At 67.4% G+C, this 26,168-nt stretch carries 18 protein-coding genes and 1 pseudogene; 7 read left to right on the top strand and 12 right to left on the bottom strand.

The genetic code is table 11. The features are described 5' to 3' along the window. Positions 1-78: 78 nt before the first annotated feature. The 4 genes from O5I81_RS03355 to O5I81_RS03370 all read right to left on the bottom strand — a co-directional run bounded on the left by O5I81_RS03355 (position 79) and on the right by O5I81_RS03370 (position 4,940). Entirely contained in the window at positions 79-2,262 is a 2,184-nt protein-coding gene (locus tag O5I81_RS03355; protein WP_271067530.1) for a histidine kinase dimerization/phosphoacceptor domain -containing protein, read from the bottom strand. Next, positions 2,259-2,834: a biliverdin-producing heme oxygenase gene (locus O5I81_RS03360; protein WP_271067531.1), complete on the bottom strand. Its 576-nt coding sequence runs from the start codon at positions 2,832-2,834 to the stop codon at positions 2,259-2,261. The genes O5I81_RS03355 and O5I81_RS03360 overlap by 4 nt, the downstream gene beginning before the upstream one ends. Positions 2,835-2,983: 149 nt before the next feature. Continuing rightward, complete coding sequence (locus tag O5I81_RS03365) at positions 2,984-3,799, bottom strand: thioesterase family protein (RefSeq protein WP_271067532.1); 816 nt, start codon at positions 3,797-3,799, stop codon at positions 2,984-2,986. Between the two features lie 49 nt (positions 3,800-3,848). Further along, entirely contained in the window at positions 3,849-4,940 is a 1,092-nt protein-coding gene (locus O5I81_RS03370) for an NADH:flavin oxidoreductase (protein ID WP_271067533.1), read from the bottom strand. A gap of 194 nt (positions 4,941-5,134) precedes the next feature. Here O5I81_RS03370 and O5I81_RS03375 point away from each other — a divergent pair, with 194 nt between their 5' ends. The 3 genes from O5I81_RS03375 to O5I81_RS03385 are packed head-to-tail and all read left to right on the top strand — an operon-like array spanning position 5,135 to position 9,548. Continuing rightward, the gene (locus O5I81_RS03375; RefSeq protein ID WP_271067534.1) at positions 5,135-7,279 is read left to right on the top strand and encodes a CHASE2 domain-containing protein; all 2,145 of its coding nucleotides are present in this window, start codon (positions 5,135-5,137) and stop codon (positions 7,277-7,279) included. Further along, the gene (locus O5I81_RS03380) at positions 7,276-7,599 is read left to right on the top strand and encodes a hypothetical protein (protein ID WP_271067535.1); all 324 of its coding nucleotides are present in this window, start codon (positions 7,276-7,278) and stop codon (positions 7,597-7,599) included. Before O5I81_RS03375 ends, O5I81_RS03380 begins: the two co-directional genes overlap by 4 nt. Beyond that, a complete protein-coding gene (locus O5I81_RS03385; protein ID WP_271067536.1) occupies positions 7,593-9,548 on the top strand; it encodes a M48 family metalloprotease in 1,956 nt (651 codons plus the stop codon). Before O5I81_RS03380 ends, O5I81_RS03385 begins: the two co-directional genes overlap by 7 nt. Before the next feature lie 3 nt (positions 9,549-9,551). Here O5I81_RS03385 and O5I81_RS03390 read toward each other — a convergent pair whose 3' ends face one another. Next, entirely contained in the window at positions 9,552-10,094 is a 543-nt protein-coding gene (locus O5I81_RS03390; RefSeq protein ID WP_271067537.1) for a DUF1003 domain-containing protein, read from the bottom strand. 438 nt (positions 10,095-10,532) lie between these two features. Between O5I81_RS03390 and O5I81_RS03395 the strand changes: the two are divergent. Both O5I81_RS03395 and O5I81_RS03400 read left to right on the top strand, forming a co-directional pair. Then, a pseudogene (locus O5I81_RS03395) lies at positions 10,533-10,766 on the top strand (transposase); the annotation flags it as partial. 664 nt (positions 10,767-11,430) lie between these two features. Next, the gene (locus O5I81_RS03400) at positions 11,431-11,967 is read left to right on the top strand and encodes a hypothetical protein (protein ID WP_271067538.1); all 537 of its coding nucleotides are present in this window, start codon (positions 11,431-11,433) and stop codon (positions 11,965-11,967) included. A 425-nt stretch (positions 11,968-12,392) separates the two neighbouring features. Here the strand turns inward: O5I81_RS03400 and O5I81_RS03405 are convergent, their stop codons facing one another. The 3 genes from O5I81_RS03405 to O5I81_RS03415 all read right to left on the bottom strand — a co-directional run bounded on the left by O5I81_RS03405 (position 12,393) and on the right by O5I81_RS03415 (position 15,310). After that, positions 12,393-12,602: a hypothetical protein gene (locus tag O5I81_RS03405; protein WP_271067539.1), complete on the bottom strand. Its 210-nt coding sequence runs from the start codon at positions 12,600-12,602 to the stop codon at positions 12,393-12,395. Between the two features lie 122 nt (positions 12,603-12,724). Next, positions 12,725-14,440 carry a hypothetical protein gene (locus O5I81_RS03410; RefSeq protein WP_271067540.1) on the bottom strand — a complete coding sequence of 572 codons (1,716 nt, stop codon included), beginning with the start codon at positions 14,438-14,440 and terminating at the stop codon, positions 12,725-12,727. Positions 14,441-14,632: 192 nt separating this feature from the next. Continuing rightward, a complete protein-coding gene (locus tag O5I81_RS03415; protein ID WP_271067541.1) occupies positions 14,633-15,310 on the bottom strand; it encodes an OmpA family protein in 678 nt (225 codons plus the stop codon). Between the two features lie 153 nt (positions 15,311-15,463). Between O5I81_RS03415 and O5I81_RS03420 the strand changes: the two genes are divergently transcribed. Together O5I81_RS03420 and O5I81_RS03425 are read left to right on the top strand one after the other, a co-directional pair. Next, positions 15,464-16,417: a 2-oxoglutarate and iron-dependent oxygenase domain-containing protein gene (locus tag O5I81_RS03420; RefSeq protein ID WP_271067542.1), complete on the top strand. Its 954-nt coding sequence runs from the start codon at positions 15,464-15,466 to the stop codon at positions 16,415-16,417. Between the two features lie 90 nt (positions 16,418-16,507). Then, positions 16,508-18,919: an ATP-binding protein gene (locus O5I81_RS03425; RefSeq protein ID WP_271067543.1), complete on the top strand. Its 2,412-nt coding sequence runs from the start codon at positions 16,508-16,510 to the stop codon at positions 18,917-18,919. Between the two features lie 6 nt (positions 18,920-18,925). On the opposite strand, the gene O5I81_RS03430 is transcribed toward O5I81_RS03425, so the two are convergent. From O5I81_RS03430 to O5I81_RS03445, 4 genes are all read right to left on the bottom strand, one after another. Further along, complete coding sequence (locus tag O5I81_RS03430; protein WP_271067544.1) at positions 18,926-20,482, bottom strand: TadE/TadG family type IV pilus assembly protein; 1,557 nt, start codon at positions 20,480-20,482, stop codon at positions 18,926-18,928. A gap of 49 nt (positions 20,483-20,531) precedes the next feature. Continuing rightward, positions 20,532-22,403: a ubiquitin-activating E1 FCCH domain-containing protein gene (locus O5I81_RS03435; RefSeq protein ID WP_271067545.1), complete on the bottom strand. Its 1,872-nt coding sequence runs from the start codon at positions 22,401-22,403 to the stop codon at positions 20,532-20,534. Positions 22,404-22,482: 79 nt separating this feature from the next. Further along, positions 22,483-24,012, bottom strand: a complete 1,530-nt coding sequence (locus O5I81_RS03440; RefSeq protein WP_271067546.1) for a pilus assembly protein — start codon at positions 24,010-24,012, stop codon at positions 22,483-22,485. 274 nt (positions 24,013-24,286) lie between these two features. Next, positions 24,287-26,128, bottom strand: a complete 1,842-nt coding sequence (locus O5I81_RS03445) for a M2 family metallopeptidase (RefSeq protein ID WP_271067547.1) — start codon at positions 26,126-26,128, stop codon at positions 24,287-24,289. Positions 26,129-26,168 lie beyond the last annotated feature (40 nt).

Here is a 26,168-nt window from a genome sequence, read left to right on the forward strand (position 1 = left end):
AGGTCGGTCAGACGCGCGTCAGGGTTCGAGCCGGAAGGACCGGGCCGGGCATAAGGGCGGCATAAAGACGTGGCCGCGCTAGACGACCGGCGCCAGCGGAGCGGTCAGGATGCTTCTCAGCCCCGGAAGGTTGTCGCTGACGTCGAGCTGTCCCTGCAGCTGGCTGACCATGGCCGCCATCATCCGCGAGCCGAAGCCGTCGGCGCCGTGGCCCTTGCCAGTCTTCTTGCCCTTGCCGCGGTCGGCGACCAGCAGGCGGAAGCTGCCGCGGTGCTGTTCCAGGGCGATCTCGATCGGTCCCGGCCGGCCCTCGTAGGCGTACTTGTTGGCGTTGATGACCAGCTCGGTGAGGACCAGGCCGATGGTCACCGCCCGGTCGGTGGCGACGGTGATGGGGGCCAGGCTGACGGAGATGTGGCCGGCCCATTCGGACCCCATGCTGGACTGCATGTCGCCGATCAGCTCCTCGAGGTAGCGGGCCAGGTCGATGGTCTCGACCTGGTCGGCGCGGTAGAGGCGGCGGTGGACCAGGGCGACGGCCTGCAGGCGGCGCTGGGCCTCCTCGAGGCTGGCCTTTACCTCCTCGCTCTGGCTGGCGCGGCCCTGCAGGCCGAGGAAGCTGGAGACCAGCTGCAGGCTGTTCTGGATACGGTGGTTGACCTCCCGGATCAGGAAATCCTTCTGCGACAGCAGGGCCTCGCGGTCGGCCAGGGTCTCGCTGAGGCGGCCGTTGAGATCGCGCAGGCGGCGATTGTGGCGGACCTCCTGCAGGGCGGTGCGCAGCCGGCCGGCGGTCTCGATCTCGGCGGCGGTCCAGGGGCGGGCGCGGCCGGAGACGGTCTCGGCCCAGGCGTCGAAGCTGGCGCGGGGGGTGAGGATGCCGGCCTCGTCCGCCGCCGGCTTGTGCGGATTGCCGGCCCATTTGACGACCTGCAGGAACTCGGCCCGGAACCAGATCAGGACGAAGGGCTCGTCGGCCGACAGGGTCAGGGCCAGCACGCCGCTGGCCAGGCTCTGGAAGGGGCGGGCGCGGGGGTCGACCTCGCCCCAGCGGTCGCTGTGGACGGTCTCGACCACGGCCTGATCGGTCAGCCAGCCGACCATCTCGCGCACGGCGCTTTCGGGCGGGCATTCGCCGTCGAGCACCAGCCGGCCGCCGCGGAAGATGGCCGCGCCGTCGGCGTCGAACATCCGGCGCAGCTGCGGGATAGCTTCGGCCAGGCTGTCGTCCAGCGAGCGGTCGGGGATGAGGCCGCGCAGGATCTCGTCCTCCAGGCCGCGCAGGCGGATGCGCTCGCGGTAGGTCTCGGCTTCTTCCTTGGCCTTGATCTGGCGGGCCAGGCCGCCGGCCAGGGCGCGGCAGGCGGAGCGGACGTCGTAGCCCAGCTGGCGGGGCCCGGAGTGGTGGCAGGCGACCAGGCCCCAGAGCAGCCCGTCCTTGACGATGGAGATCGAGGCGCTGGCCCCGACGCCCATGTTGCGCAGGTACTGCATGTGGACCGGCGAGACGCTGCGCAGGGCGCAGTCGCTCATGTCCAGCGGCGCGGGCTCGGCCCAGGCCGGGCGCAGGGGCGCCGGCGCATAGGCGACGTCGGGGATGACCCGCACCAGGTTGCGCACGTAGAGGGCGCGGGCCTGGCGGGGGATGTCGCTGCTGGGGAAGTGGTGGTGCAGGAAGGCGTCCATGCCCGGCGCCGCATGCTCGGCGACCACGACGCCGGCGTCGTCGTCGAGGAAGCGGTAGATCATCACCCGGTCGTAGCCGGTGATCCGCGCGAACTCCTCGGCCGCCCGCTCGCACAGCCCGCGCAGGGTGGCAGCCCGTTCGAAGGCGCGGCCGGCGGCCTCCAGCGAGCCAAGCACCAAGGCGGCCGGCGGGGCTTCGGCGGCGCAGGGTTCCAGCTCGACCAGCAGATGGTCGGCGACCGGGTGGGCGGCGACGTCCCAGCAGCGGCCGTCGGGTCCGGTCCAGGGACCGATGTAGCTGCCGACGGCGGTGGAGTCGGCCAGGCGGGCGATGCGGCCGGCCAGGGCGTCGTCCAGCACCGCGCCGAGGCTGGCGCCGCGCCAGTCGTCGCGGCCGAGGATGGCTTCGGCGTCGCCGGCGACATAGGCGAGGCTGAGGCTGTTGCGCTCGACGACCAGCAGCAGGCCGTGCGGCTGGACGGCGCCGGGGATGTGGATCGGCTCGCGGTCGCAGGCGGTCAGGTCCGGCGCGGCGTGATCGAACGGCAGGTCGGTGACCTCGTCGAGGGGCTTCATGCCAGGGCCTCCTGCCGGGCGCAGAGCCAGGCGCGGGCGGCGGTGAAGCCGGCGACGCCGCCGCGGGCGGCCGCCTCGGCGGTTTCCGGCCGGTCCGGCGGGCATTCGCGGCCGAGGACGGCGAGGAAGCCTTTCCAGCGCGGACCGGTCTCGGCGCCGTAGGGGTCGAGGAAGGAAACCCCGTCCAGTCCGGCGCCCCGGCTGAGCAGGCGCTTGCGGATCACCTGGCCGCCGAGGGTCGAGCCCTCCAGCACATAGAGTATGCCCAGCGCCTCGGCCCGGCTGGCCGGCTTGGCCATAGGGCAGGGCGGCGGCGTGGCCTCGCCAAAATGGGCCAGGTCGCGGTCGAGCACCGGGCGGCGGCGGCGCGCCTCGTAGTCGAGCCCGGGAACGGCGGCCAGCCAGGGGGCCAGCACGGCCTCGGCCCCGGCGTGCAGGCCGTGGAACAGGCGCGCCAGACGCCGGCGGCCGGCGTCGCTGGCCAGGTGGCTGAAGATATCCAGATCGGCTTCAAGCGCTTCATGGGCGGCGCGGGTCTCGGCCCTCAACCGCGAAAGAACGTCCGTAGGCATTCCGTCGTCGTTCTCCCGTGGTCCGGGCCCCAGGGGCCGGCCAGCGTCTCGCATGTCCCACATACACAATATGGGTCAGGCGAAACCCGCGTTGTCGGGTAGGTGACACCCGAGCAGAGGAAAACGTCGTTGGGCCTCGAAAAGTTTCGTCAGGCGAAGACGGCGATGTTCTGCCTGCCGACGACCAGCGGCCGGCCGGCCTCGTCCCACAGGGTCATGGACTGACTGGAATAGCCGGCCCTGGTGACCTGCGCTGTACTTTGCAGCAGCCGCCAGCCGCGGTCGTTCTCCAGCGGCGGGGGCTGCAGGATATCGACCATCCAGGTCATGGTGCTGATCGGGGCCGAGACCGGCATCAGCCGCACGGCGGCCGGCGGCGGGGTGTCGGCCAGGGCGATCAGGGCGGCGGCGCCCATGCCGGCGTCGGGGTCGCGGTGGCGGCACCAGAGCAGCAGGTCGGGACGGTTCTTCGTGGTCCGCGCCTCGGCGCTGAAGATGGTCTTGCCGTTGGCCGGGCGGATCTGGAAGTTGGCCACGAAGCCCGGGCCCTTGCCCTCCGGATGCAGCGGCGGGCAGGTTTCCGGGTCGAGGACGCCCTCGGGCGCCTTCAGGTCCTCGTCGTCGATGGCGCTGTTGCGGCCGGCCCCGAAGGTGAGGATGGCGCGGGTGGCCAGGCCCGCCTCGCCGTGCAGGTCGGCCTGCACGAAGATGGTCGACTTGCCGCGCCGCAGGATCTCGGTCGACAGCTTCAGGGGTCCGGAGGCCGGACCGATGAAGGCGAACTGGCCGGACCGCAGCGGCGGGGCGTCCTGGCCGATCACCCGCTCGGCCGAGGCCACGCAGAGAGCGGCCGAGATGCCGCCGAACAGGGTGCGGCCCTGGCCCCAGTCGGGGGTGACGGTCAGGGTCGAGCCGTCGGGCTGGTCGGCCAGCTGGGCCAGCAGGGTGGTGAAGGGCGTGGTCATGGAGCCGTGCGTAGTCAAAAGAAATGGACGGGGCAAGTCTGACGGAACGTCAGGCGGCTTCCTCGGCGACGAAGCCCTTCCAGGCGGCCATATAGTCCTGGAAGGCCGGGCTGAGGCCCTCGCCGGCCAGGTAGGCGCGGGTGACCGGCAGGCTGACCGGCTTGAAGCCCGCGTCGGCGGCGGCCCGCAGCGGCCAGTCGTGGTGCAGGATGGCGGCGCGGCCGAGCAGGACGAAGTCGACCTTCTCGAGCAGGGCGGCGGCATAGGCCGGGTCCATGATCTTGCCGGCCACGCCCAGCCGGCAATCGCCGCGCGGCAGCTCGGCGAACCAGTCGATCAGGCTCTTGTCGGCGAACTCTTCCTCCATCGGCAGCTTGCCGACGTCCCACAGGCTCATGTCCAGATAGTCGATCAGGCCGCTGGTCATCAGCATGCCGGCCACCCGGCGGATCTCGGCCATCTTCAGCCCGAAGCGCTCGGGCGACAGCCGCAGGCCGATCTGGAAGTCGGGGCGGCAGGCGGCGCGGGCCTCGATGAGGATTTCGTGGATCAGGCGGGCGCGGTTGTCGAGCGAGCCGCCCCACTCGTCGTCGCGTGTGTTGATCTCGGCCGACAGGAACTGACAGAGGATATAGCCGTGGGCGCCGTGGAACTCGACGCCGTCGAAGCCGGCCTTCTGCGCCCGCACGGCGGCGGCCACGAAATCGGCCTTCAGCTGCAGCACCTCCTCGCCGGTCAGGGCCCGGGCCTTGAACTCCTCGTTGTCGGACGGACAGACCGGCGCCTCGCCGATGATCTCGGCCGGCGAGCGCATGCCGGCGTGGTGCAGCTGGACCACCGCGACGCTGTCGTTGGCCTTGATGGCGGCGGCCAGGCGGGTGAGGCCCGGCAGGTGGTCGTCGGACCAGATGCCCAGCTGGCCGGGAAAGCCCTGGCCGATGCGCTGCACATGGGCGGCGCAGGTCATGGTCAGGCCAAAGCCGCCTTCGGCCCGCATGACCAGCCATTTGAATTCTTCATCAGAGAGTTTGCCGTCGGCATGGCTCTGGGTGTTGGTCAGGGGCGCCAGCATCAGGCGGTTCTTCATGGCCGGGCCATGGGCGAAGGTCAGGGGCGCGAAGAGGGCGGCGTGGTCGGTCATCGGCGGCTTTCGTCGGAATTGGTTGGCTCAGCCATAGCCGGACGATGCGGCGATTGGGAACCCGAGGAATCCTGTGGCGGCGATAAGGACCGGGGAGGCCGAGGGTCACATTTCTACCTTTGCGGGATTTTTTGAGCCCCAAACGCTTGCGGAGCGACCCATGTTCTTTAATCTGGCTAACGGGGGACTGTGGGATGAAGCCTATCGACTGGCGGGACGTGGTGATCCGAACGCTGCTCGGCACGGCGCTGCTGTTTGTCATCATGCTGACCGACCCCATGGGTCTGGACGAGGCGACGGATCGCCATAGCGCCGATGTGGTCTCGCGCATGACCGCCCCATTCTACGGCGGCCCGACCCATGACGGGCGGCGGCGGATCGCCGTCGTGCAGATCAGCGACCAGACAATCAGCGATCCGGAGGTGGGCTGGCCCCCGCCGCGGATGTTTTATGCCAGGCTTTTGAAGCGGATTGCCGGCGGAACCAGCAAGCCGGCGGTCGTCTTCTTCGACTACGCCTTCATCAGCGAGACCGACTGGGAGGACCGGCAAGCGTTGTTGGACGCCGTCCGGGCGGTCACCAGCTACGATGACTGGAGCGAGGACGAAACCTGTCAGGCCTCCGCACTCGCGAAAATCCGCTGCATCGCGGCGGCCGGGGGCGTGCCTGTCATCATTGGAAAGGTCTATCCCCCCAACGCCTGCATCGGCCGGTACGAACGGCTGGAGCGCGACGGTGGGGATGATGTGCGGCTGTTTCACACGGCCGTCGTGGCGCCGCTTGGCTGGCCGGATCTTCCGACGACCTCTCATCTTATCCTGACGCGCCACGACTACGCGAAGACCCTAACCGAAGCCTTCGACGGTTCGGATATCGCCGACGCCGAGCGGCCGGGCCAGATCGCGCCGGGCTTGATCCGCGAATGCCAGGATCTCAACCCCGACGGCCGGCTCGTTCCGCTGCTGAGTGTCGATCCCGAAGCGGTTCCGGTCGCTGCCAAAGACCCGCTGCCTCCGAGGATGATCACTTGGTCGCCCCTGGGGCACCCCGGGAAGCAGGCAAGGGTGGCGCCGGATCCTTACGATCCCGGAGAGCCAGTGTTTGGCTTTGATGTGACGCCGGCGGCGGCCATGGCCCTCGCGCTCTGCCTGCATGACAAGACCTGGACGGGGCCAAAAGCGGCACTTTGCTCGGTGTTACGGCGGTCGGCGGAGACCGGCGCCATGCCGGCGCTGCAGGACGTGGAGTACTCCGGTCCTGAATGGGGCTCGATCTCTGACCCTCAGACCCGGGACAATCGAAAACTGTTCAATGGCGACGGAACGCCTTTCCCCGAAGAGCCGATCACGGAGGCCGAGTGTCGACGCGAGCATCCCACGATCAGCCGCGCCGTCGAGGTCGGTTGGGCGCAGCTGCGGTCCGGACTGGGAAAGGGAGCCGCCGCCGTCGCGGTTCCGTGCCCCTACCACCTGACCTTCGACGCCAACGATGTTCTGATCTCCGAACCGGAACTGCTCGACGCCGTCCGTTCGCAGTTGGCCGATCGGGCCGTCGCCATAGGCGCGGCGCAGGCGCTCAGCAATGACTGGATCGCCACGACTCTGAACGCCCGGCAGGCGGGCGTGCACTACCACGCCATGATGCTCGACAACCTGTTGGAAAAGGGCCTCGACCTGCGTCGCAAGCCGCCGGAAATCTTCGCAAAGGATGGTCCGCGCGGCGCATGGGGGCTCGATTGGCTAAAGCTCGACGGCGGCGAGGTGCTGGAAATTCTCTGCGGCGCTTTCATCCTGTTCCTGATCGAGCGGACGCGGGCCGACTTCGAGCGTCGGCCGACTGAGGAAACCTCGCTACCGAAGCCCTTCGAGGGCTGGCGCAGGGAGCGTGACCTGGCCCATCCGCTACGCTGGCTGGCCCGGGTGCGGCTGAACTATCGTGAATACTGGGAAGCCTCCTCCGAGGATCGATACCGCATCGGCCAGGTCATCCTGACCCTGACGCTGGCGATGATCGCCCTGGTTCTGTTGGTCGCCCTGACGATCTCCAATCACTGGGAGCCGCTCAATGTCGTCGGCCTGTTCACAGTCTCGGTTCTGTTTGTGGCCGCCGAACTCTGGACGCACAAGGGCTGGGCGGCCGTCTTTGGCCAGCTGACGGCCGTCCTGCTTTTCGCGCCCGGCTCACGTCGACGAAAATTCCGCGAGTGGTTCGGCCGGCCCGCGCAGCCCCCTGGTCCTACTCCGGAGCCCCCGGCGCTTGACCCCGCAACTCGTTCCGCCCGGCCGCGCAAACCTCGCGCCGCCGCCAAACCCCGCACCCGTCGAAAGGATAGTCCATGACCCGCACCCTGTTCGCCGCCGCTCTGTTCCTGGCAACGGCCGCCACGCCGGCCCTCGCCGCCGAGGCGCCGGTGTTCCCGACCACGCCGGTGATGAAGTTCATGGACGCCAATTGCATGGATGACGACGGCAAAGTCCCCGCCAAGGCGCTGACCGGCGCCACGGTGGTGGCCGAGAAGAAGGGTTGCCTGACCTTGAAGACGACGGACGGCAAGACCGTCTATGTCATGCGGCCGGCCAAGGCGGGCTGCACCAAGCGGGTCGCCCAGGGGCCGGTCGCCACCGTCACGGCCGGTTCGGCGGGAGCCAACGAATGCTGAGGTCACGACGGCTCGGCGGCGCCCTGCTGGCCGGCTCCGTCGGCCTGGCGCTGGCGGCCGGCGCCGTGGCGGGTGAGGTCAACGCCAGCCTCAAGCTGCGCTGCGAGGCGGCGGCAAACGCCTCGGCGAGCGTCGACAAGAACATCTTCGACAAGGCGCTCGGCTGGGTCGGTTCGGGCTTGAAGGGCACCGCCTCGACGCTCGGCGACCGCTTTTCGGTCAGCGGCAAGACCGGACCCTACGCCTGCTCGCCCGAGACCGGGGCCCGCGTCGCCGCCCTTCGCGCCAAGCAGGCCCAGGCCGAGGCCGACGCCAAGGCCGCCAAGGCCGGCGGTCCGGTCAAGTCCAAGGCGCTGAACCTGGCCCTGCAGGCCGACGCGGCGGGCAAGATGCGCCCGACGCTGTTCCACATGCCCCAGACCCAGGCCAAGCTGCAGCAGATCGTCAACAACATCGCCAGGACCTGGCCCTACAAGGACGCGACGGGCGGCAAGCCGCCGACCGTGCTGATCGACGCCAACCTCGGCTACAACGCCGAGGCGCGGGCCGACAACACCATCGTGCTGTGGCTGGGGGTGCTGGCCGATCCCACCGACGGGGTGTCGCAGCAGCTGGCCGACGGCGACCTCTACTGGATGCTCGGCCACGAGTATTCCCACCTGGCGCTCGGCCATATGGAGAGCGACGAGATGGGCGAGTTCCAGCGCCGCTTCCTGCACGACGTCACCACCATGATGAAGCGCGGCGCCATGCTGGAAAGCAGCATCAACTATGCCGAGACCGCGCCCGGCGCCGACGCCCCCGACCTCAAGGAGGCCTATCGCGACGCGCGCGAGGGCCAGCAGGGCCTGCGCTATCTGATGGACAGCATCCTCTATCCGGCCTGGGGCCGGATGCAGGAGGACGAGGCCGACGCCGCCGGCATCGATGCCGCCTACCTGGCCGGCGTGCCGCCGCGCACCGCCCATTCGGTCAACCAGTTCGAGGCCAGCGAGATCGCCATCGAGAAGCGGATCGAGGCGGTCCAGACCGCCATGACCCAGCGCGCCGACAAGGTGATGAAGGATCCCCGCTACCAGGAAGCGCTCAGGCAGGGAGACCTGGCCGGCGCCTTTGATCCGGTGCTGAAGGCCCTCGAGAAGGGCTTCTACGCCGGCATCCGCAAGTGGTTTACCGAGACCTTCAGCCGCGAGCACCGCGCCGCCGCCAACCGCAGCGACGGGATCGGCCGCTACAAGAAGGCGGCCTATATCCAGACCGGGCTGACGCCGGCCAACGCCGATCCGGTCGATGGCCTGACCGAGGAGCTGCTCAAGCTGCCCGAACTGAGGGCCGGCATCGCCACCGCCCGCCAGGTCAAGGCGGCGGAACTGGCGCTGGACGGCTTCCCGACCGACAAGGGGGCCGCGGCCAAGGCCATCGGCCAGGCTCTCAAGGGACCGTTCGCCAACGAAGCCTACGTCCGCTTCACGGCCCACCGGGTGTCGAAGGCCCACTTACGCTATGGCGAGGCCATCGCCCACCTGGAGGTCGCCGTCCGCTCGAAATACCCCTCGCCGGAATCCTTCCGCGAACTGATCCGGCTCTATGCCCGCAACAACCAGATCGACAAGGCGCGGCAGATGCTGGCCAAGGGGCGGGCGACCTTCCCCGACAGCGACTACTTCCTGCCCTCGGACATCCGGATCCAGGTGCGCACCCGCCAGTTCGACGCGGCCCACAAGACCCTCGACCTCTGTCGCGCCACCCGCCGCGAGCAGATCATGCTCAACTGCATGGAGGCGACGATGGAAGACGACTACAAGAACCTGTCGGAAAAGGACAAGAAGCGGCTGGCCGAACTGGCCCTGTGGGGTGAGGATCCCAAGGCCGGGGACAAGGGCAAGGGGCCGTCGATCCAGGACTCGATCAAGAAAATTCCCATGCCGTGGAACAAGAAGGGGCGTTGAGGATCAGGCGCTCAACTGTCTGAGCAGCGCCGTCTGCTGCCTGATCATCTCCGCCAGGTCGTGGTCGCGCAGGGCGTCTAGCTTTTCGTGCAGGGCCATGATCTCCAGCTCGGCCTTGAGGTTGACCTCGTAGTCGTGGCGGGCGGCCTCGCGGTCTTTGATGGCCTGGCGGTTCTGGCTCATCATGATCACCGGCGCCTGCAGGGCGGCCAGCATCGACAGCATCAGGTTCAGGAAGATGAAGGGGTAGGGGTCGAAGGGCTTGACCCCCGCGACGCCGAGCGCCCAGGCGTTGAGGCCGACCCAGGCGACCAGCACCACGCCGAACCCGATGATGAAGGCCCAGGAGCCGCCGATGGCCGCCACCCGGTCGGCCAGCCGCTGGCCGAAGGTCATGTCATCGGCGTCCGCCGACAGGTCGCGCGAGATGGCGCCGCGGGCGATGATCCGCTCGATGACCGTCCGCTCCAGCTCGGAAATCTCGTCGGCCGGGCGGCCGAGCAGTTTCCGCGAGGCCTCGTCGCAGGTCATGGGGGCGGGTTTCACGGCGGTCTCCGGGGTCTTGACGCCAAGGCTATCACCGTCACCGGCGGGCGGCGCTATCGAAGCGGCGACCATTATACCGCGGCGTGCCCCACCCACAAAAAAGCCCGCAGCCGCCCGAAGACCCGCGAAAATCGGCCAAGGCCCCGTATCTGTGGGGTTTTGCGTGGGGGCGGCGGCTGGGGATGTGGGTCGCGGCGTGGGTCGGGCGTGGGGGGAGGCGCGGGGAATGTGGGCCGAAAGTGTGCCGGCGCGACCTACGGCTCGGACAGGGGAGCGGGCGAGGGGTGAGGAACTGTAGGAAAGGTCTGAAATTGAAGATGAATATGTCTAGACATATTGGACTGAAGGCCGCTCTACGAGCAGGGCGGCGCTGAACTGGCGGGCCAAGACGCGGTAAACCCCAGCCCGAATGAGCACGTCCGCGTTGAGGATCGCGCCATCACGACGAACACGGTCGAGGGCTTCTTCTCGATCTTCAAACGCGGGGTGCGCAGCGTGTATCAGCACGGCGGATAGCAGCACCTGCAACGCTATCTGCAAGAGTTTGACTTCCGCTATTCGAACCTCGTGGCGGCGGGCGTCAACGACGCTCAGCATGCGAGAAAGGCATTCGCTGGCATCATCGGCAAGCGCTTGACCTATCGGCGGATTGACGGCCTTCAAGCCGCCTAAGAAGGTGGGGTCAAAGCGCCGCAGAAGGTCGCGCTGCAGGACGAAGAAATGAGCGACAAATGCGAACTTGCTCTGTTGAAGATTGCCTCCAAGAACGAGGCGGGCTCGTTTTCCGAAGTCGATCATTTCGAACTCGGACTATCCCTCGACGACATTGAGGTCAGCCACGGACGCCTGCTCTCAGCCGGTCTGATCAGGCCGTCGCCGGCGGGTATCGGCCAACTGACGGTTGGTGCAATCACCCATGCAGGGCGGGAGAGGCTGAACCAGCTTGGGAGTTGAAAGGCGGACACCATTCACAAGGCCTGCAATGGCTTCCGCATGGCCCTGATCTAGAGCGACGAGGGTAATGAAGCCGGGCGCCTCTTCATCGTAGAATGCAGATTTCTGATGGTGTAGGCCGCTCGGGTGCGGCTCAGACCAGATGACTTGAAACATTGTGACCTCACGGATGTCATGCGGCGAGCCTACCGTCACGACAGCACCGGGTTCGGCCTGACTTCCGAGGGCGCAGAAGACTGCTCTAAAGCTTGCCAGTCTACGCCTTCGCAGGCGGTGCATTCGACTTCTTCGGCTTGTTCTCCTTTGAGGGACTCACCTTAGGCTGTGGGGGTGTAGCCAGCATTCGGCGCAGCACATCATCAGGCTGGGGGGCTCGCTGAGCATGGAAGAAGCATCCTACAATTCGGCCGTCCACGACAGGATGTTTCTGTCATACGGCCTTTTCCTTGTCGTTTGGTCTACCTTCGAAGCGGTGCTTGAAGTGGCGACGATGAAGATCGCCAATATGGACCCGGTCCATGCTGTAATCGTGTCGTCTGGGCTGGGCTTCGAGCGCAAGGCCAGCATCGCCCGCTCGCTCATGGCACTAGATGGCGACCGCTACGCGACGGCGATCTCGTTGATCAACCAGATCACGCAGACCGCAGAGCGAAACGCCATGGTGCATGGCCAGATTCGCATCGGATCAGAGTCGATTGCGTTCGTGAAGCGAACGACGGATCAGAAGCTGCAAACTACCGTGAAGCGGTTGTCGGCAGACGAATTCGCAATCCGGGTTGCCACGGTGAACGTGCTTGTCGCCAATCTCCAAGCGAACCTAGAGATCACCGACGAAGAGTTGGAGGCCTACTCCAAGACCGGTCTGAACTTCCTCAAGAAGCCCTCTGGGTCGGGCATGCAGCCCAAGCGCAAGCCGTGAAAGTCGGCCCACTCGTAGAACATGCGCTCGACGGTCTTGATCATCTCGGGCGTGATGGCCTCGTCGGCGTTTGCGTCTTCGATCAAGTCCGTCATGGTTCAATATCTTGCAGTTGGTACGTCAAGTACATAATCGCCACATATTGGGGGCGTTGAACTGGCGGCTACACGCCGTGCACCATGCCCGCGACGAGTACGTCCGCGTAGGCCTTGGCGTGAACGACGTTGAACGTGCGGAAATCGCTCTAAAGGGCGTCGTCGGGCATGGCGCTGCACGGCTTGGCGATCTGGCGTGACAAGTCTTGAATACGGTATTATTATACCGCCAAAGGCCGCACGAAGTTAAGATCGAAACCCTTGAACTTGCTATTGCGATGAAGCGAACGATGGTCTGGACCTCATCGCAATTGCTAAGGTGATCGAGGCCTACTTGGCCGGGGCGTAATACCCATTCTTCACGACTGTAACGCACTCAGCGTAGGTGCTGAGAAGCCACTGGCGGTCAGCCGTGGCCGGCGCCCCCATTCCCCCGACGAGGCTTTTGCCTTCGTTCGAGGCGATGGTCTTCAGCAGCACATAAGCGACGTGCTCTGGCGAGTTCTCGCCCATGTGGACGACGGCGGCTTTGTCTGACATCGCGAATCTCTTTCTGCGAATCCAAACCGGAAACACTACCGTGAGTCGACGTTTTGCAAAGTATACAACCGCTACATATTGCCCGAGCCCCGGCCGACGGGCGTTCCGAGCCGTTCTGACCGCTACCTCGCGCAAGGCAGCGCCTTGGCGTCCTCCGGCCGTTCCTTGCGCTGGACCTTGATCAGCAGCGCCAGGACGTCGTCGCCGTCCGAGGCGAAGAGGCCGCCGCCGGACTGGGCGCGTTCGCGGGCGTAGATGCGGCCGAGGGCGTCCACCAGGGTGTCGCGGTCGTCGTCGGACAGGGGCTTGAAGGCGGCGAAGCGGGCCAGGAGGTCGACGGCCAGGTCATCGCCGGCTTCGCCCAGGCCGGCGATGACCAGACGGCGCCGCGCGCCGCCCTGGCAGAACAGGCCGACCAGGGCGGTGTTGCGGTCCTCCGCCCAGCTGCTGGTCAGGACGCGGATCGGCAGCCGGTCGGGGTTGTCGGCCTCGCCCTCTTCGTCATCCTCCTCCGCATCGGCGGCGGGCTTGTGGGGCGGGGCCTTGAGCTGGGCGAGGGCCCAGGCCTCGACCGCCTCGTCATAGTCCTCGGCGAGCCGCAAGGTGATCTCGGGATCGGCCCGGTAGTCGGCGGGCCGCAGGGCCTCGAGCACGCCGGAGAAGCCGATGGACCGGTCCTGACCCAGCACCAGCCGCTGGTGACGATCGATCCGCATGGCCAGCCTCGGCCAGCCGGCGGCGACGACCGGATCGGCGTGCCAGGCCTCCTTGCCGTCTTCCCAGGCCTCGCCCTGCATGGCCGAGGCGATGTCGGCGATCAGCCGGGCGGTGGCCTCGGGGTCGAGGCCGATCATCAGGCCCAGCGCCTTGTCGCCGATCAGGTCGTAGGCGCGGCGCAGCCGGCCATTGCCGGCCTGCCAGCGGATCGCGGCCCCGAGCTGGCCCGCTGTCAGCGTCGGCGAGGCGACCAGCCGGTCGAAGAAGGGGCCGGCGCCCGGATGCTCGCCCAGCACCAGGGCTTGCAGGACGCTGTTCATCTGTTCGGCCCGGCCGAATGGGCCGTCTTCGCGGCCGAACATCGCCTCGGTCAGGGCCTGGGCCTCGCCCAACTCCTTGTTGGCCTCGGGGCCGCGCAGCGGGTAGCGCGGCGTCTCGCCCCGCTCCAGCGCCTCGTACGTCTGAATCAGGAAGGCGGTCGGCTTCCACGGCGAGCGGGAGGTCAGGTGGTCGAGGATGTCGGCGGCCTGGGCCTTCGACAGGGCGTCGCCGCGCGCCAGCAACTCGCCGCGCAGGGTTTCCAGCCGGGTGAGCTGGGCCATCGGGTCGCCGTCGCGCTGGACGTCGAGATAGAGGCGGATGGTGCGGATCCAGGCGCTGGCCTCGCCCAGGTAGTCCTCGCTGGTGCGGGAAAAGGGGATGCCGATGACCCGCAGCGCGCCCTTGTCGTCCCGGGCGAGAAACAGGACATAGGCGCCGCCCCGGGCATAGGTCATGCGGCTGCAGGGCCCGGCGTAGGCCTCGGCGTTGGCGGCGGCGAGGTCGGTCGGGTCGCTGGCCACCGGCTGGCCGATGGCCGCGAAGGCGGTCTCTACGGTCTCGGGCGGCGCGCCCTTTAGCGTGGCGGTGACGCGGAAGCGCACCCCCTCCGGCATGCCCTGCCGACCCGATGGGGCCAGGGCGCCCTCGGCCGTGGCGACGACGATGGCGTCGGCCATGGCGACAAGCTCGAAGTTGCTCGGCCGCACATAGTCGCGGGTCACCGAACAGGCGGCGGCCCGTCCGGCGGCCAGGGTCAGCATCAGCAGGGCGGCGGCGGCGATCAGGCGGCGGGCGATCATGGCGAGGGCGGCTCCGGTGTATGAGCAACCGTGCCGGATTAAATTATATTTGTAAATAAACATGGCGCGCGAGCGCGGGGCCGGCCGGCAGGCCGCCTATTTCCGCGACCTGGACGGCAACAAGCTGTGTGTCTTCAGCATGGGGTAGGGGCGCCCCGGGTCTGACCGGAGGCGCCCTCCCATACTCTGCCGTCAGCCGCGCAGCGGGCGGATGACGAGTTCGACGCGGCGGTTCTGGGCCTTGCCGGCGGCGGTGGCGTTGCTGGCGATCGGGTCGCGTTCGCCGCGGCCGGCCAGGGCGACGCGGTTGGGGTTGAGCCGGCCGTTGCGGACCAGATAGTCGGCGACCGAGCGGGCGCGGCGTTCCGACAGGGCGAGGTTGTAGTCGTCCGGACCATCGCTGTCGGCATGGCCGACGATGTCGATCAGGGTCGAGGGATAGGCGCCGAGCACCCGGCCGACCGCGTCCAGCGTGTCGTAGAACTGCGGCTGCAGGGTTTCGCTGTTGGTGGCGAAGGTGACGTCGCTGGGCATGTTGAGGATCAGGTTGTCGCCGTCGCGGGTGACGCTGACGCCGCTGTCGGCCAGTTCGCGGCGCAGCTCGGCCTGTTGCCGGTCCATGTAGTTGCCGACGCCGGCCCCGGCCAGGCCGCCGATGCCCGCGCCGATCAGGGCGTTCTTGCGGCCCTGTTCGCTGTCGTTGGTGTTGGTCAGGTAGCCCAGCAGGCCGCCGCCGATGGCGCCGACGATGGCCCCGGTGCCGGTGTTGTCGCGCACGACCTCGCCCGTATAGGGATCGGTGGTCGTGCAGGCCGAAAGCGCGACGGCTCCGGTGAGGCAGGCGGCGAGCGCGAGGGTGCGGCGGATCATGTCTGTCGTGTCCTTGAAGAAGTGTCCCGACCGCCGCAACGCCCGCCCTGTGTCGAGGTTCCGACAAAGGGCGGGATGTGGCGTTTGGCCGCTGCGGTTTCGCCGTCGGCGGGACTGGTGTAGAAAACGCGGCCCCTTTCCCTCCAGGCTGCCATGACCCAATCCGCGCTCGCCCCCTCCGCCATCATCCCCGTCTCGTTCACGCAGTACGAGAGCGACTTCGCCGGCTTTTCGAAGGCCCTGGGCGACAGTTTCCGGCGCTATGGCTTCGCGGTGATCAGCGACCACGGCATGGGCCAGGACCGCATCGACAGCGCCATCGAGCGGGCCAAGGACTTCTTCGCCCTGCCGGAGGAGACCAAGAAGAAATACTTCATCGAGGGCGGCAAGGGCCAGCGCGGCTACACCCCGTTCGGCGTCGAGACGGCCAAGGGAAACCAGCACTTCGACCTCAAGGAATTCTGGCACGTCGGCCGCGAGCTGCCGGCCGGCCACAGATACTCGGCTTCGATGCCGGACAACGTCTGGGTCGATGAGGTCAAGGGTTTCAAGGAAGAGCTGACCTGGCTGTTCGACGCCCTCGACAGCATGGGCGGCAAGGTGCTGCAGGCGATCGCCAGCTACCTGGGCCTCGAGCGCCACACCTTCGATGTCCAGGTCAAGGACGGCAACTCCATCCTGCGGCTGCTGCACTATCCGCCGGCCGGCTTCGACGGGCCCAACGAGCGGGCCGGGGCGCATGAGGACATCAACGCCATCACCCTGCTGCTCGGCGCCGAGGAGGGCGGGCTGGAGGTTCTGGACCGTGACGGCCGCTGGCTGGCGATCAATCCGCCGGCCGGCTCGCTGGTGGTCAACATCGGCGACATGCTGTCGCGCGCCACCAACGACTACCTGCCCTCGACGACGCACCGGGTGGTCAACCCGCCGCCGGAGCGGCGCAATGTTCCCAGGTACTCGACGCCCTTCTTCCTGCACTACGCCCCCGATCACCTGATCGAGACGCTGCCGGGCCGGGCCGACGCCGGGACGCCGAACAAGTACCCGACGCCGATCACCGCCGACGACTTCCTCAAGCAGCGACTGGCCGAGATCAAGCTGGGCTAGGCATCGCCCCAGTCTGGGGGAATTCTCAAGAACCACCGTTTTTTAACCTGCTGATGCGACAGTCCCCGCACCAAGTCTGGGGGACTTTCCATGGCGCAAAACGCGCCCGAACCTGTCGACGACGAAGGCCTGCGCGCGGTCCGTTCTCTCGACCTCGCGGCGCTGCGCCCCACCATCCATCGCGTGTCGAGCATGGCCGTCGCCCTCAGCGGGGCGGCCTTCGCCTATGTGGTCCTCAATGAGGAGGACCATATCTGGCACTCGGCCTTCGCCGGGTTCGAGGAAGGCCTGATCGACGCCCACCAATCGATCAGCCTGCATTACGAGAACGGCGTCTGGATCGAGGACGCCCTCGTCACCCATCCCGGTCGCCCCTGGAGCGTCGGCGCGCCCTATGCCCGCTTCTACTGCGCCACGCCGCTGCGCCTGCGCTGTGGCCTGCGCATCGGGGCGCTTTGTGTGCTGGGACAGGAGCCCAGGGCCTATGATCCCGCCATAGAGTCCCGTCTCGAGGACTGCGCCGCCCTGCTGTCGGAGGCCATCGAGCGGTTGCGCGCGGAGCGGGCCCGCGAGGAGAGTGTCCGTGAGACCCGCTCCGCCATCGCCCTGAAGGAGGCGATCATGTGCTCGGCCCCCATGGCCCTGGCCATGGTCGACCGGGATCTGCGTTACGTCTACGTCAATGCCCGCTGGTGCAAGGACACCGGGGTGCCCCGCGAGCGGGCCATCGGGGCGCATGTCGGCGATCTGTTCCCGGAATCCTACGCGGAATTCGGGGACACCTACTGGCGTTGCCTGGAGGGGGAGACGTCCTGGTCGGACCGGGTGCGGATTCCGATGGGAAAGGGCCGGGACATGTGGCTCCGGGCCGAGGTCGGGCCCTGGCGGGACGGCGATGGCAAGATCGTCGGGCTTATCGCGCTGAGTCACGATATCACCGACGTGATCACCGCGCTGGACCGGGCCGAGCGCTCAGAACAACGTCTCAAGCTGGCGCTCGAGATCGCCGACGTGCTGGTGTACGAAGCCGATTTTGAAAAGCGCGAGTTGAAGGTCGATGGTGCCGTCGAGGCGTTCGGCTCGGAGATCGACTTCACCTTCGACCTCATCGAGAAGGACCCCTGGTACCTGGTCCACCCCGACGACCGGGCCGGGGCCGAAGCGCTCTGGAACCAGTGCCTTGACGACGGCTCCCCTTACCGCACCGAGCATCGCATTCTGGGACCGACCGGCCGCGAGGCCTGGGCCTTCTCGGCGGCGGAGATGGCGTTCGGCCCCGACGGCCGCCGCCGCCGCCTGCTGGGCGTCCTCAAGAACCTCACCGAACGGAAGAAGTCCGAGCTGCAGGTGGCCCAGGCCCGTGATACGGCCGAGGCGGCAAGCCGGGCCAAGAGCGAATTCCTGGCCAACATGAGCCACGAGCTCCGCACCCCGCTGAACGGGGTGATGGGGGTGGCCGCGGCCCTGTCCAGGACGGCCCTGACTCCCGACCAGCAAGAGATGCTCGGGCTGATCCGCACCTCGAGCCAGACGCTGGAAGCCATCCTGTCGGACCTGCTGGACCTGGCCCGCATCGAAAGCGGCAAGCTGGACCTGAAGACCGAGGCCTTCATGCTGAGCGGCTCCCTGCGGGCGATCGGCGATCTGTTCCGGCCGTTGGCGACTGAAAAAGGCTTGGCCTTCGACCTCGATATCGACCCCTCCGCCGATGCCTGGTTCGAAGGCGATGCGGTGCGTCTGCGGCAGGTGACGGGCAACCTGCTGTCCAACGCCATCAAGTTCACCAACCGGGGCTCGGTCTCGGTCCGCGCCTTTGTCGATCAGGGGGTGATGGCGCTGGCGGTGCGCGACACCGGTATCGGCTTCGACGACGCATTCAAGGCCCGGATGTTCGAACGCTTCGAACAGGCCGACGGCTCGATCACCCGACAGTTCGGCGGCTCGGGGCTGGGGTTGGCGATCTCCAGCCAGCTTGCCGGGCTGATGGGCGGCGACCTGACCGCCGAGTCCGAGCCGGGCAAGGGGGCGGTCTTCATCCTCACCCTGCCGCTGGCCCCCGTCGCCGCGCCGGAGACGGCGGCGGCCGACCCGGCGCCCGGCCAGGCGGACCAGACCCGGGCGCCGCGCGTGCTGCTGGCCGAGGATCACCCGGTCAACCGCCGGGTCGTGCAGATGCTGCTGGAGCCGGCCGGGGTCGAGCTGACCTGTGTCGAGAACGGCGCCCTGGCGGTCGAGGCCGCCGCCGCCCAGACCTTCGACCTGGTGCTGATGGACTTGCAGATGCCGGTCATGGACGGCCTGACCGCCATTCGCGGGATTCGCGCCGCCGAGACCAGCCGAACGCCGATCTGGGCCCTGTCGGCCAATGCCCTGCCCGAACATAAGCGGGCCTCGGCCGAGGCCGGCGCCGACGGCCACCTGACCAAGCCGGTCAACGCCCAGGCGCTGTTCGAGGTGCTGGCGATCGCTTGCGGGGCGGTGGAGGACGCGGAGGCGGCGTAGAGGCGCCTACTTGGAAATCCGCAGGTTGGAGATTTCGCCGGCGATGCGCTGGAAGACATCGTCCAGGTCATCGGCGTCCTGGACGTCGTAGTAGCGGTCGGAAGAGGTGGCGCACTTCTTCAAGAGCGCGCTGGCCCCTGATTTGACCTCGACCCGCACCGTATAGACCACGATGCCCTTGGCCTTCATGTTCTCGCACAGCAGGGCCAGGCGCTTGTCCATCGCCGCCGTGCGGGCGCCCTCGCCGCCGCGGTCGATGCCCAGCCGGTTCTGCCAGAGGTAGCCGAGGGCGTTGTAGTTGCTCTCGTTGTCGTTATTGGCATCGCTCATGACGTTGTCGCCGTCGGTCATGATGATGGCGATCTTGCTGAGCTTGGCCGTGCCATAGGCGGCGCCGTCGGCGAACGGGCCGGTCGGCGACAGCAGGTTCCAGCCCCAGGCGGCCCCGATCGGGATGTTGGTGTTGCCGGTGGCGACCATGCCGTCGACCAGGCTCTTGAGGCTGGACCAACTCGCGGTCAGCCGCATGATCGGCTGCAGGTCGCAGCCCCGGTTGGGGCCGCCGCCGCCGCTGGGCGCCTGGTCGTACTTGCCGACGTAGCCCTGCGGGATCTTCCAGTTTGAGGTGCTGAATACCTCGTCGGGCAGGTAGTCGTTGCTGAAGCTGCCGAAGTCGCCGTTGGCGTAGCCGGACTTGGCGCGCGAGTCCGGCTCGTCCGGCGCGAAGAAGGGCGTGTAGAGGGTGGCCGGCGTGCCGGCGCTCGGCGCGGTGTCCTGCACGTCGTAGGGCTGGGCCCGGGTCTCGACGCAGCCGCCCCAGCTCTGGCCCATGTTACTGAGCAGGGTGAAGCGGTTGGCGTTGACCGGCTTGCCCGTGGCCTTGTCGAAGAAGATTTCCTGGTTGATCGGCGCAGCCCCGGTCTGGTCGATCCAGGCCTGGCTCCTGTAGGTCGCGCCAACCTTCACCGTCTGGCTGAAGGGGACGATGCCGATTCTGACCGGATTGGGCTCGCTGCTGCGGGCGGCGCTGGCGGCCAGGGTGTCGATCAGGTTTTTGGCGGCCTTCTTGAGGTTGCTCAGCTTGTCGCCGGCCATCGAGCCGGTGTTGTCGAGCACCAGGGCCAGCTCGATTTTGTTCATCGAGCGCAGCACTTCCGACCTGGCGCCGACCAGCATGTCGCGCTGCAGCCAGAGGTTCGAGACGAAGGGCTTGACGCTGGCCTGGGCGGTGGCGACCACGGCGCCGGACTTGTCGAGCGTGAAGCTGGAGCTCAGCAGCTTTGCATCGACCATCGCGCCCAGCTGGGCGACCAGCGCCTTGCTTCCCACCTTCTGCAGGTCGGCGTCGGTGACGGCCGGCGAGCGGGCGGCGTAGAGGGCGGCGGCGTCGAGGGCGTCCTGCAGTTCCCGCTTCTGGGTGCTGGCCCGGTTGACGTCGAGCAGGGCGAAGCTGATCAGGGCCAGCACGGGCACGCCGATGGCGGCGATGATGGCGATGTTGCCGCCCTCGTCGCGCCGGAAGCCCGCCAGCCTGGTTTTCGCCCGTGTCAGCAGCCGTCTCATGGCCATCCCCATTGTGGGGTCAGGTTAGGCCGGATCGGTAAAGGAACCGCTATCTGGATATTCGCAGGGAGGCGATGTCGGCGCCGATGGCCTCGAAGGCGTCCTGCAGGGCCGTGCCGGTGTTCGGCGTGTAAACGTGGGCCGCGTCGGTGGCGCAGTTGTTGATCAGATTGACGGCGTTGGTGGCGTTCCCGACCTGGAAGCCGACCGTGTAGATGATCACGTCCTTCAGCTTCATCTGCGTGCACAGCGCCTCGGCCTGCGTATAGGTGTTGCCGTTCGGCGCATTGCAGTTGATGTGGTCGCTGGTCGAGCCCGAACCGCTGGTCGAGTCCTGCGAGATGACGCCGTTGCAGTAGGAGCTGTTGTACTCCCCGTCGGTCATCAGGATCAGGACCTTCTTGATGTGCGGCGCGGTGTAGGAGGCCGGCGCGCTGGTCCCGCTGAAGATCGAGGTGAAGTTGGGCGAGATCGAGTACCAGCCCCAGGCCACCCCGATGTGACCGCCGGAGGAGCCGGACGCCGCCAGGCCGCTGATCGCCGTGTTGAGCGTCGACTTGGTGCTGGTCAGGGGGATGACGGTGTTGCTCAGGCACGGGTTGCTGCTGGCGGGATAGTTCGTGCCCAGCAGGGTCGTGGCCGGCGAGTCGTCGGTGTAGGCGTTGGTCGTCCGCTCGCTGACGCAGGTGCTGATCTGGAAGATCTTTACGCCGCCGCTGTTGTTGAGGAAGCGCTGGTACTGGCAGCCGTTGGTCGTGCACCAGGCGGAGCCGTTCGAGCTGAAAGCGCTGTAGTCAGGTCCGAAGGAGCCATCGAGCCAGAAGGTGTTGGTCGCGGTGTTTTTCACCTGCCAGGCGGCGCTGTTGATGTTGGTCATGCCGCCGACGCCGGTAATGTAGACCCAGGCGTCGTTGGCGAAGCCGTGGCCGTTGGCGGTGACCACGACCTCGCAATCCGTCGCCTGGCACTTGGTCGCCCGCGGTGTGTTGCCGGTCTGGAAGCTGTTGTAGTTGCTGGAGTTGGTCCCCGACAGCTGGAAGCTGTTCGTGGTCTTGTTGGCGACCGTGTAGACGTTGCCGTTGACCTGGGTCATGCCCTTGACGCCGCTGATGTAGACGCGGTCGCCATTGCTGAAGCCGTGGCCGTTGGAGGTCACCACCGCCGGGTTGGCCTTGGTGATGCCGGTGATGGTCTTGGCCGAGCCGCTGGCCCAGCTGGCGCCGGTGATGGTCTTGGCGGCCGGGACGGCGCCGCGCGCGGTGGCGGCATAGGTGCTGCCGACATTGACCGCGTTGGTGTACGGGATGATCGACATCTTCGAGTAGTAGGGAGTCTGGCTGTCCTTGACGACCAGGCTGACCAGGCTGGTGGCGGCGCTCTTCAGGTCGGTCAGCTTGGTGCCGGTCATCGAGGTGGTGACGTCGAGCACCAGGGCCACTTCCAGGTCATAGCTGGCGCGCATGACCTCCGAATGGGCGCCGACAGTCATGTTGCCCTGTAGCCAGAGGTTGGCCACCACGGGAGTCACCGACATCGAGGCGTCGGCCAGGACCGTGGTGTTGCCCGTCCCGCCCAGGGTGAAGGTCGCGGAGATCAGGCTGCCGTCGGTGGAATTCATCGAGGCCAGCTGGGCGGCCAGGGCGGTGTCGCCAATGGAGTCGGCCTGGGCGTTGGTGCTGGCGCTGGACTTGGCGACGATCAGCGCGGCGGCGTCGAGCGCATCCTGCAGGGAGCGCTTGGACATGCTGGCCTGGTTGACGTCGATCAGCCCCAGCGACAGCACCGCCAGCGGCAGCGCGATGACCGCGAACTGCACCGCCACCGCGCCGCGACGGGCGCGCGCGAACCGGCGCAGCAGGCCGCGCAGGCGTCCCCCCAAAGTCTTGCGACCTGCGTCCGAGGCGTGGCTGTCGTGCGTCATGAACCCAATCCTGATCGGGTTTTCTAGGCCCGGGCTGGTAAAGGAACTGGCCAACGAAGACGGTGAACGAAGGGTAACTTCACTTCAGGATCCGCAGGTTCTCGATGGAGCCGGCGATGGCGTTGAACACCGCGTTCAGCTGGCTGGCGTCCTGCACGTCGTAGAACTTGTCGTTCGAACTGGCGCAGCCGCGCAGGACGCTGGAGTCGCCGCTCGAGACCTCGACCCGCACCGTGTAGATGACGATCTTCTCGGCCTTCATGTTGTTGCACAGGGTGGTCAGCCGGCCGTCCATCGCCGCCTTGCGCGCGGCGGTGTTGCCCGAAGTAATCCCAAGCCGGTTCTGCCAGATGTAGCCCAGCGAATTGTACAGCGAGGCGTTGTTGTTGCCGGTCGAGCCCATGGTGTTCTCGCCATCGGTCATCAGCACCACGATCTTGGTCGACTTGGGGGTGTTGTAGGCCCGTCCGTCGGCGAACGGGGCGTTGGGGCTGAGCAGGTGCCAGCCCCACATCAGGCCGAGCGGAATGTTGGTGTCGCCGACCGCGACCATGTCATCGACGGCGCTCTTGAGGCTGGTCCAGTCGTCGGTCAGGCGGGTGATCGGCGACAGCTGGCAGCCGCTGTTGGGGCCGTAGGTGTAGCCGGTGCTGGAATTTGTCCCCGTGCTGGTGGGCGCGCGGTTGTACTTGGCGACATAGCCCTGGCGGGTCTTCCAGTTGGAGCTGTTGGTCACGTCGGGCAGGTAGCTGTTGTAGTAGGTGCCGCCGCTGCTCGGCTCGTCCGGCGCGAAGTAGGGGGTGAACAGGGTGGCCGGTGTACCGGCGCTCGGCGCGGTGTCCTGCACGTCATAGGGCGCTTCCCGGCTCTCGACGCAGCCGCCCCAGGAGACGCCCATGTTGCTGAGCAGGGTGAAGCGGTTGGCGTGGCTGGCGAAGATCTGGTCGTTGATCGGGGCGGCGGCGTTCTGGTCGATCCAGCCTGCGTCGCGATAGCCGGTCCCGACCTTCACCGTCATCGAGAAGGGGGCGATGGCGATCTTGACCGGATCGCTCTCGACGCTGCGCTGCGCCGCCTCCGACAGGGTGTCGATGAGGTTCTTCGAGGCGGTCTTCAGGTTGCTGAGCTTGCTGCCCTTCATCGAGCCGGTGGTGTCGAGCACCAGGGCCAGTTCGATCTTGTTGACCGAGCGGGTGACGTCGGCCTTGGCGCCGACCACCATGTCGCCCTGCAGCCAGATGCCGGCGACGATCGGCGTCACCGTGGCGCTGGCGCTGGCGATCACCTTGTTGCCCTCGGCCTTGAAGGATGAGGTGGTGATGGTGGCGTGCGAGCCGGCCATGTTGGCGGCCAGGGCCTGCGAGCCGATCGACTGCAGGCCGGCGTCGGTGAACTGGGCGGAGCGGGCGGCGGTCAGGGCGGCGGAGTCCAGCGCGTCCTGCAGCCGGGTCTTGGCGGCCGAGCCGTTGGCGATGTCCACCGCCCCCATGCTCAGCACCACCATCGGCGTGCCGATGAAGGCCGCCTGGATGGCCAGGGCGCCCCTCCGGTTGTCGCCGAACGACTTCAGCCGCGCCATGGCGGCCCGCACCAAACCTTGCGCGCCCATTGGAATGACCCCGACCCCGACAACGGACCAAAGCTGTCCGCCGACCGTGCAGGTTGGGTGGGCGCGGTAAACGCATCGGCCACCAAGGGCGGTGAATTATGCGGTAACTCTGAAGATGGGGACTGGCTCGCCGCGGCGCTGCCGGGACCGGGAAGAACGCCGTCTGTCGTCGGCGTGCCTGTCCCCGATCCTCAGCGCCAGATCGGGGACAGGTACCGCGGGCGAGGATGGAGTCAGGTTCTGCGCCGACGGCGCGGCGCAGAACCCGTCCCCGCTACCAGCCGCACTTTTGCCCCTTGTTCTGCTTGATCAGCCAAGTGTTCAGCGGCTTGAAGTATTCGGTCACCGCGCTGGCGTCGGTGCGGCGCTCGCCGGTGAAGGCTTCCAGTTCGTCCGGCCAGGGCTTGGATTGGCCCATCTCCATCATCTTGTTGAACTTCGCCCCGACCGCCTTGTTTCCGTACACGGAGCACCGGTGCAGCGGGCCGGTCCAGCCGGCCTGCTTGCAGGCGGCCCGGTGGAACTGGAACTGATAGACGTGGGCCAGGAAGTAGCGCGTGTACGGCACATTGGCCGGCACGTGATACTTGGCGCCCGGATCGAAGGCGTCCGCCGGCCGCGGGCCGGGCGGGGTGATGCCCTGGTACTTCAGCTTCAGCGCCCACCAGGCCTTGTTGTAGTCGGCCGGCTTGACCGAGCCGTCATAGACCTGCCAGCGCCAGCGATCGACCATCAGGCCGAACGGCATGAAGGCGATCTTGTCGAGCGCCATCTTCAGCAGGAAGGGCGTGTCGCCCTCCGTGCCCGGAACCTTGTCGAGGATGCCCACCTGGTTGAGGTAGGTGGGGGTCAGGGCCGACAGGCCGACGAAGTCGCCGATGGCCTCATGGAAACCGTCGTTGGCGCCGCCCTTGAAGATATAGGGCTGATCCTTGTAGGCGCGCTGGTAGTAGTTGTGCCCCAGCTCGTGGTGGACGGTGTAGAAGTCCTCGGCGTTGACCTTGGTGCACATCTTGATGCGGATGTCGTCGCGGTCGTCGAGGTCCCAGGCCGAGGCGTGGCAGACCACCTCGCGGCCTTCGGGTCGGGTGATCTGGCTGCGCGTCCAGAAGGTTTCCGGCAGCGGCGCCATGCCCAGCGAGGAATAGAAGTTCTCGCCGGTCTTCACCATCTTCAGCGGGTCATAGCCCTTCTCGACCAGCAGCTTGTCGAGGCTGTAGCCGGCCGTATCGTCGGCCGGTTTGACGATCGGATAGATGTTGCCCCACTGTTGGGCCCACATGTTGCCCAGGAGGTCGGCGCGGATCGGGCCGGTCTTGGGCTGCACGGCGTCGCCGTACTGGGCGTTCAGCTTCGCGCGCACATAGCAGTGCAGGTTCTCGTAGAAGGGCTCGACCTGGCTCCACAGCCGGTCGGTCTCGGCGGCGAAGGCGTCGGGCTCCATGTCATAGCCCGAGCGCCACAGGGCCCCGGTGTCGGCATAGCCCAGCTGCTTGCTGCCCTCGTTGGCCAGTTCGACCAGCTGGGCGTAGTCGGCGGTCATCTTCGGCGAGATCGAGTGCCAGCCTTCCCAGGCCGCCTTCAGCTCTTCGGGATCCCGGCTCTCGGCCAGCACATCCTCGGCGTCGTTGAGGGTGATCTGCTTGCCTTTGAACTCGAACTTGCCGGTCGAATAGATGCTGTCGAGCCGGCTGGCGATGGTCGCCATCTGGTCGGCGGCGCCGGGCCGTTGCGGGGCCGGCAGCACCAGGGCGCGCTTGAGGATGTCCAGCTTGCGGCGGGTGACCGGGTCGGCGGCGGTCTTGTCATACTTCGCCGCCTGCACGGCCAGGTCGGTGGCCAGGGTCGTGGCCTCGGCCCCGGCCTTGGCCTCGAGGAACATGGTGTCCTCGGTGATGTAGGTGGCGCGCACCCAGCTCGACTTGTTGACGTACTCGGACAGTTTGGCGAGGTCGGCCTCGGCCTTGTCGATGAAGGCCTTGGCCTCTTCGGGGGTGGGCGTGGCGGCGGGCGCCGCGGCCGGAGGCGGGGCAGGGGCCTGGGCCACGGCGACGGCGGTCAGGCCGGTGGTCAACGCCAGGGCGGCCGTAGCCGCCAGCAGGGTCGTCTTCTTCATGGGACGCTTCCTTACGGATTTTGGGGTGCGGCAAGGGACC

Origin of the sequence: Caulobacter sp. NIBR1757 (assembly GCF_027912495.1) — a bacterium.
GTDB lineage: Bacteria > Pseudomonadota > Alphaproteobacteria > Caulobacterales > Caulobacteraceae > Caulobacter.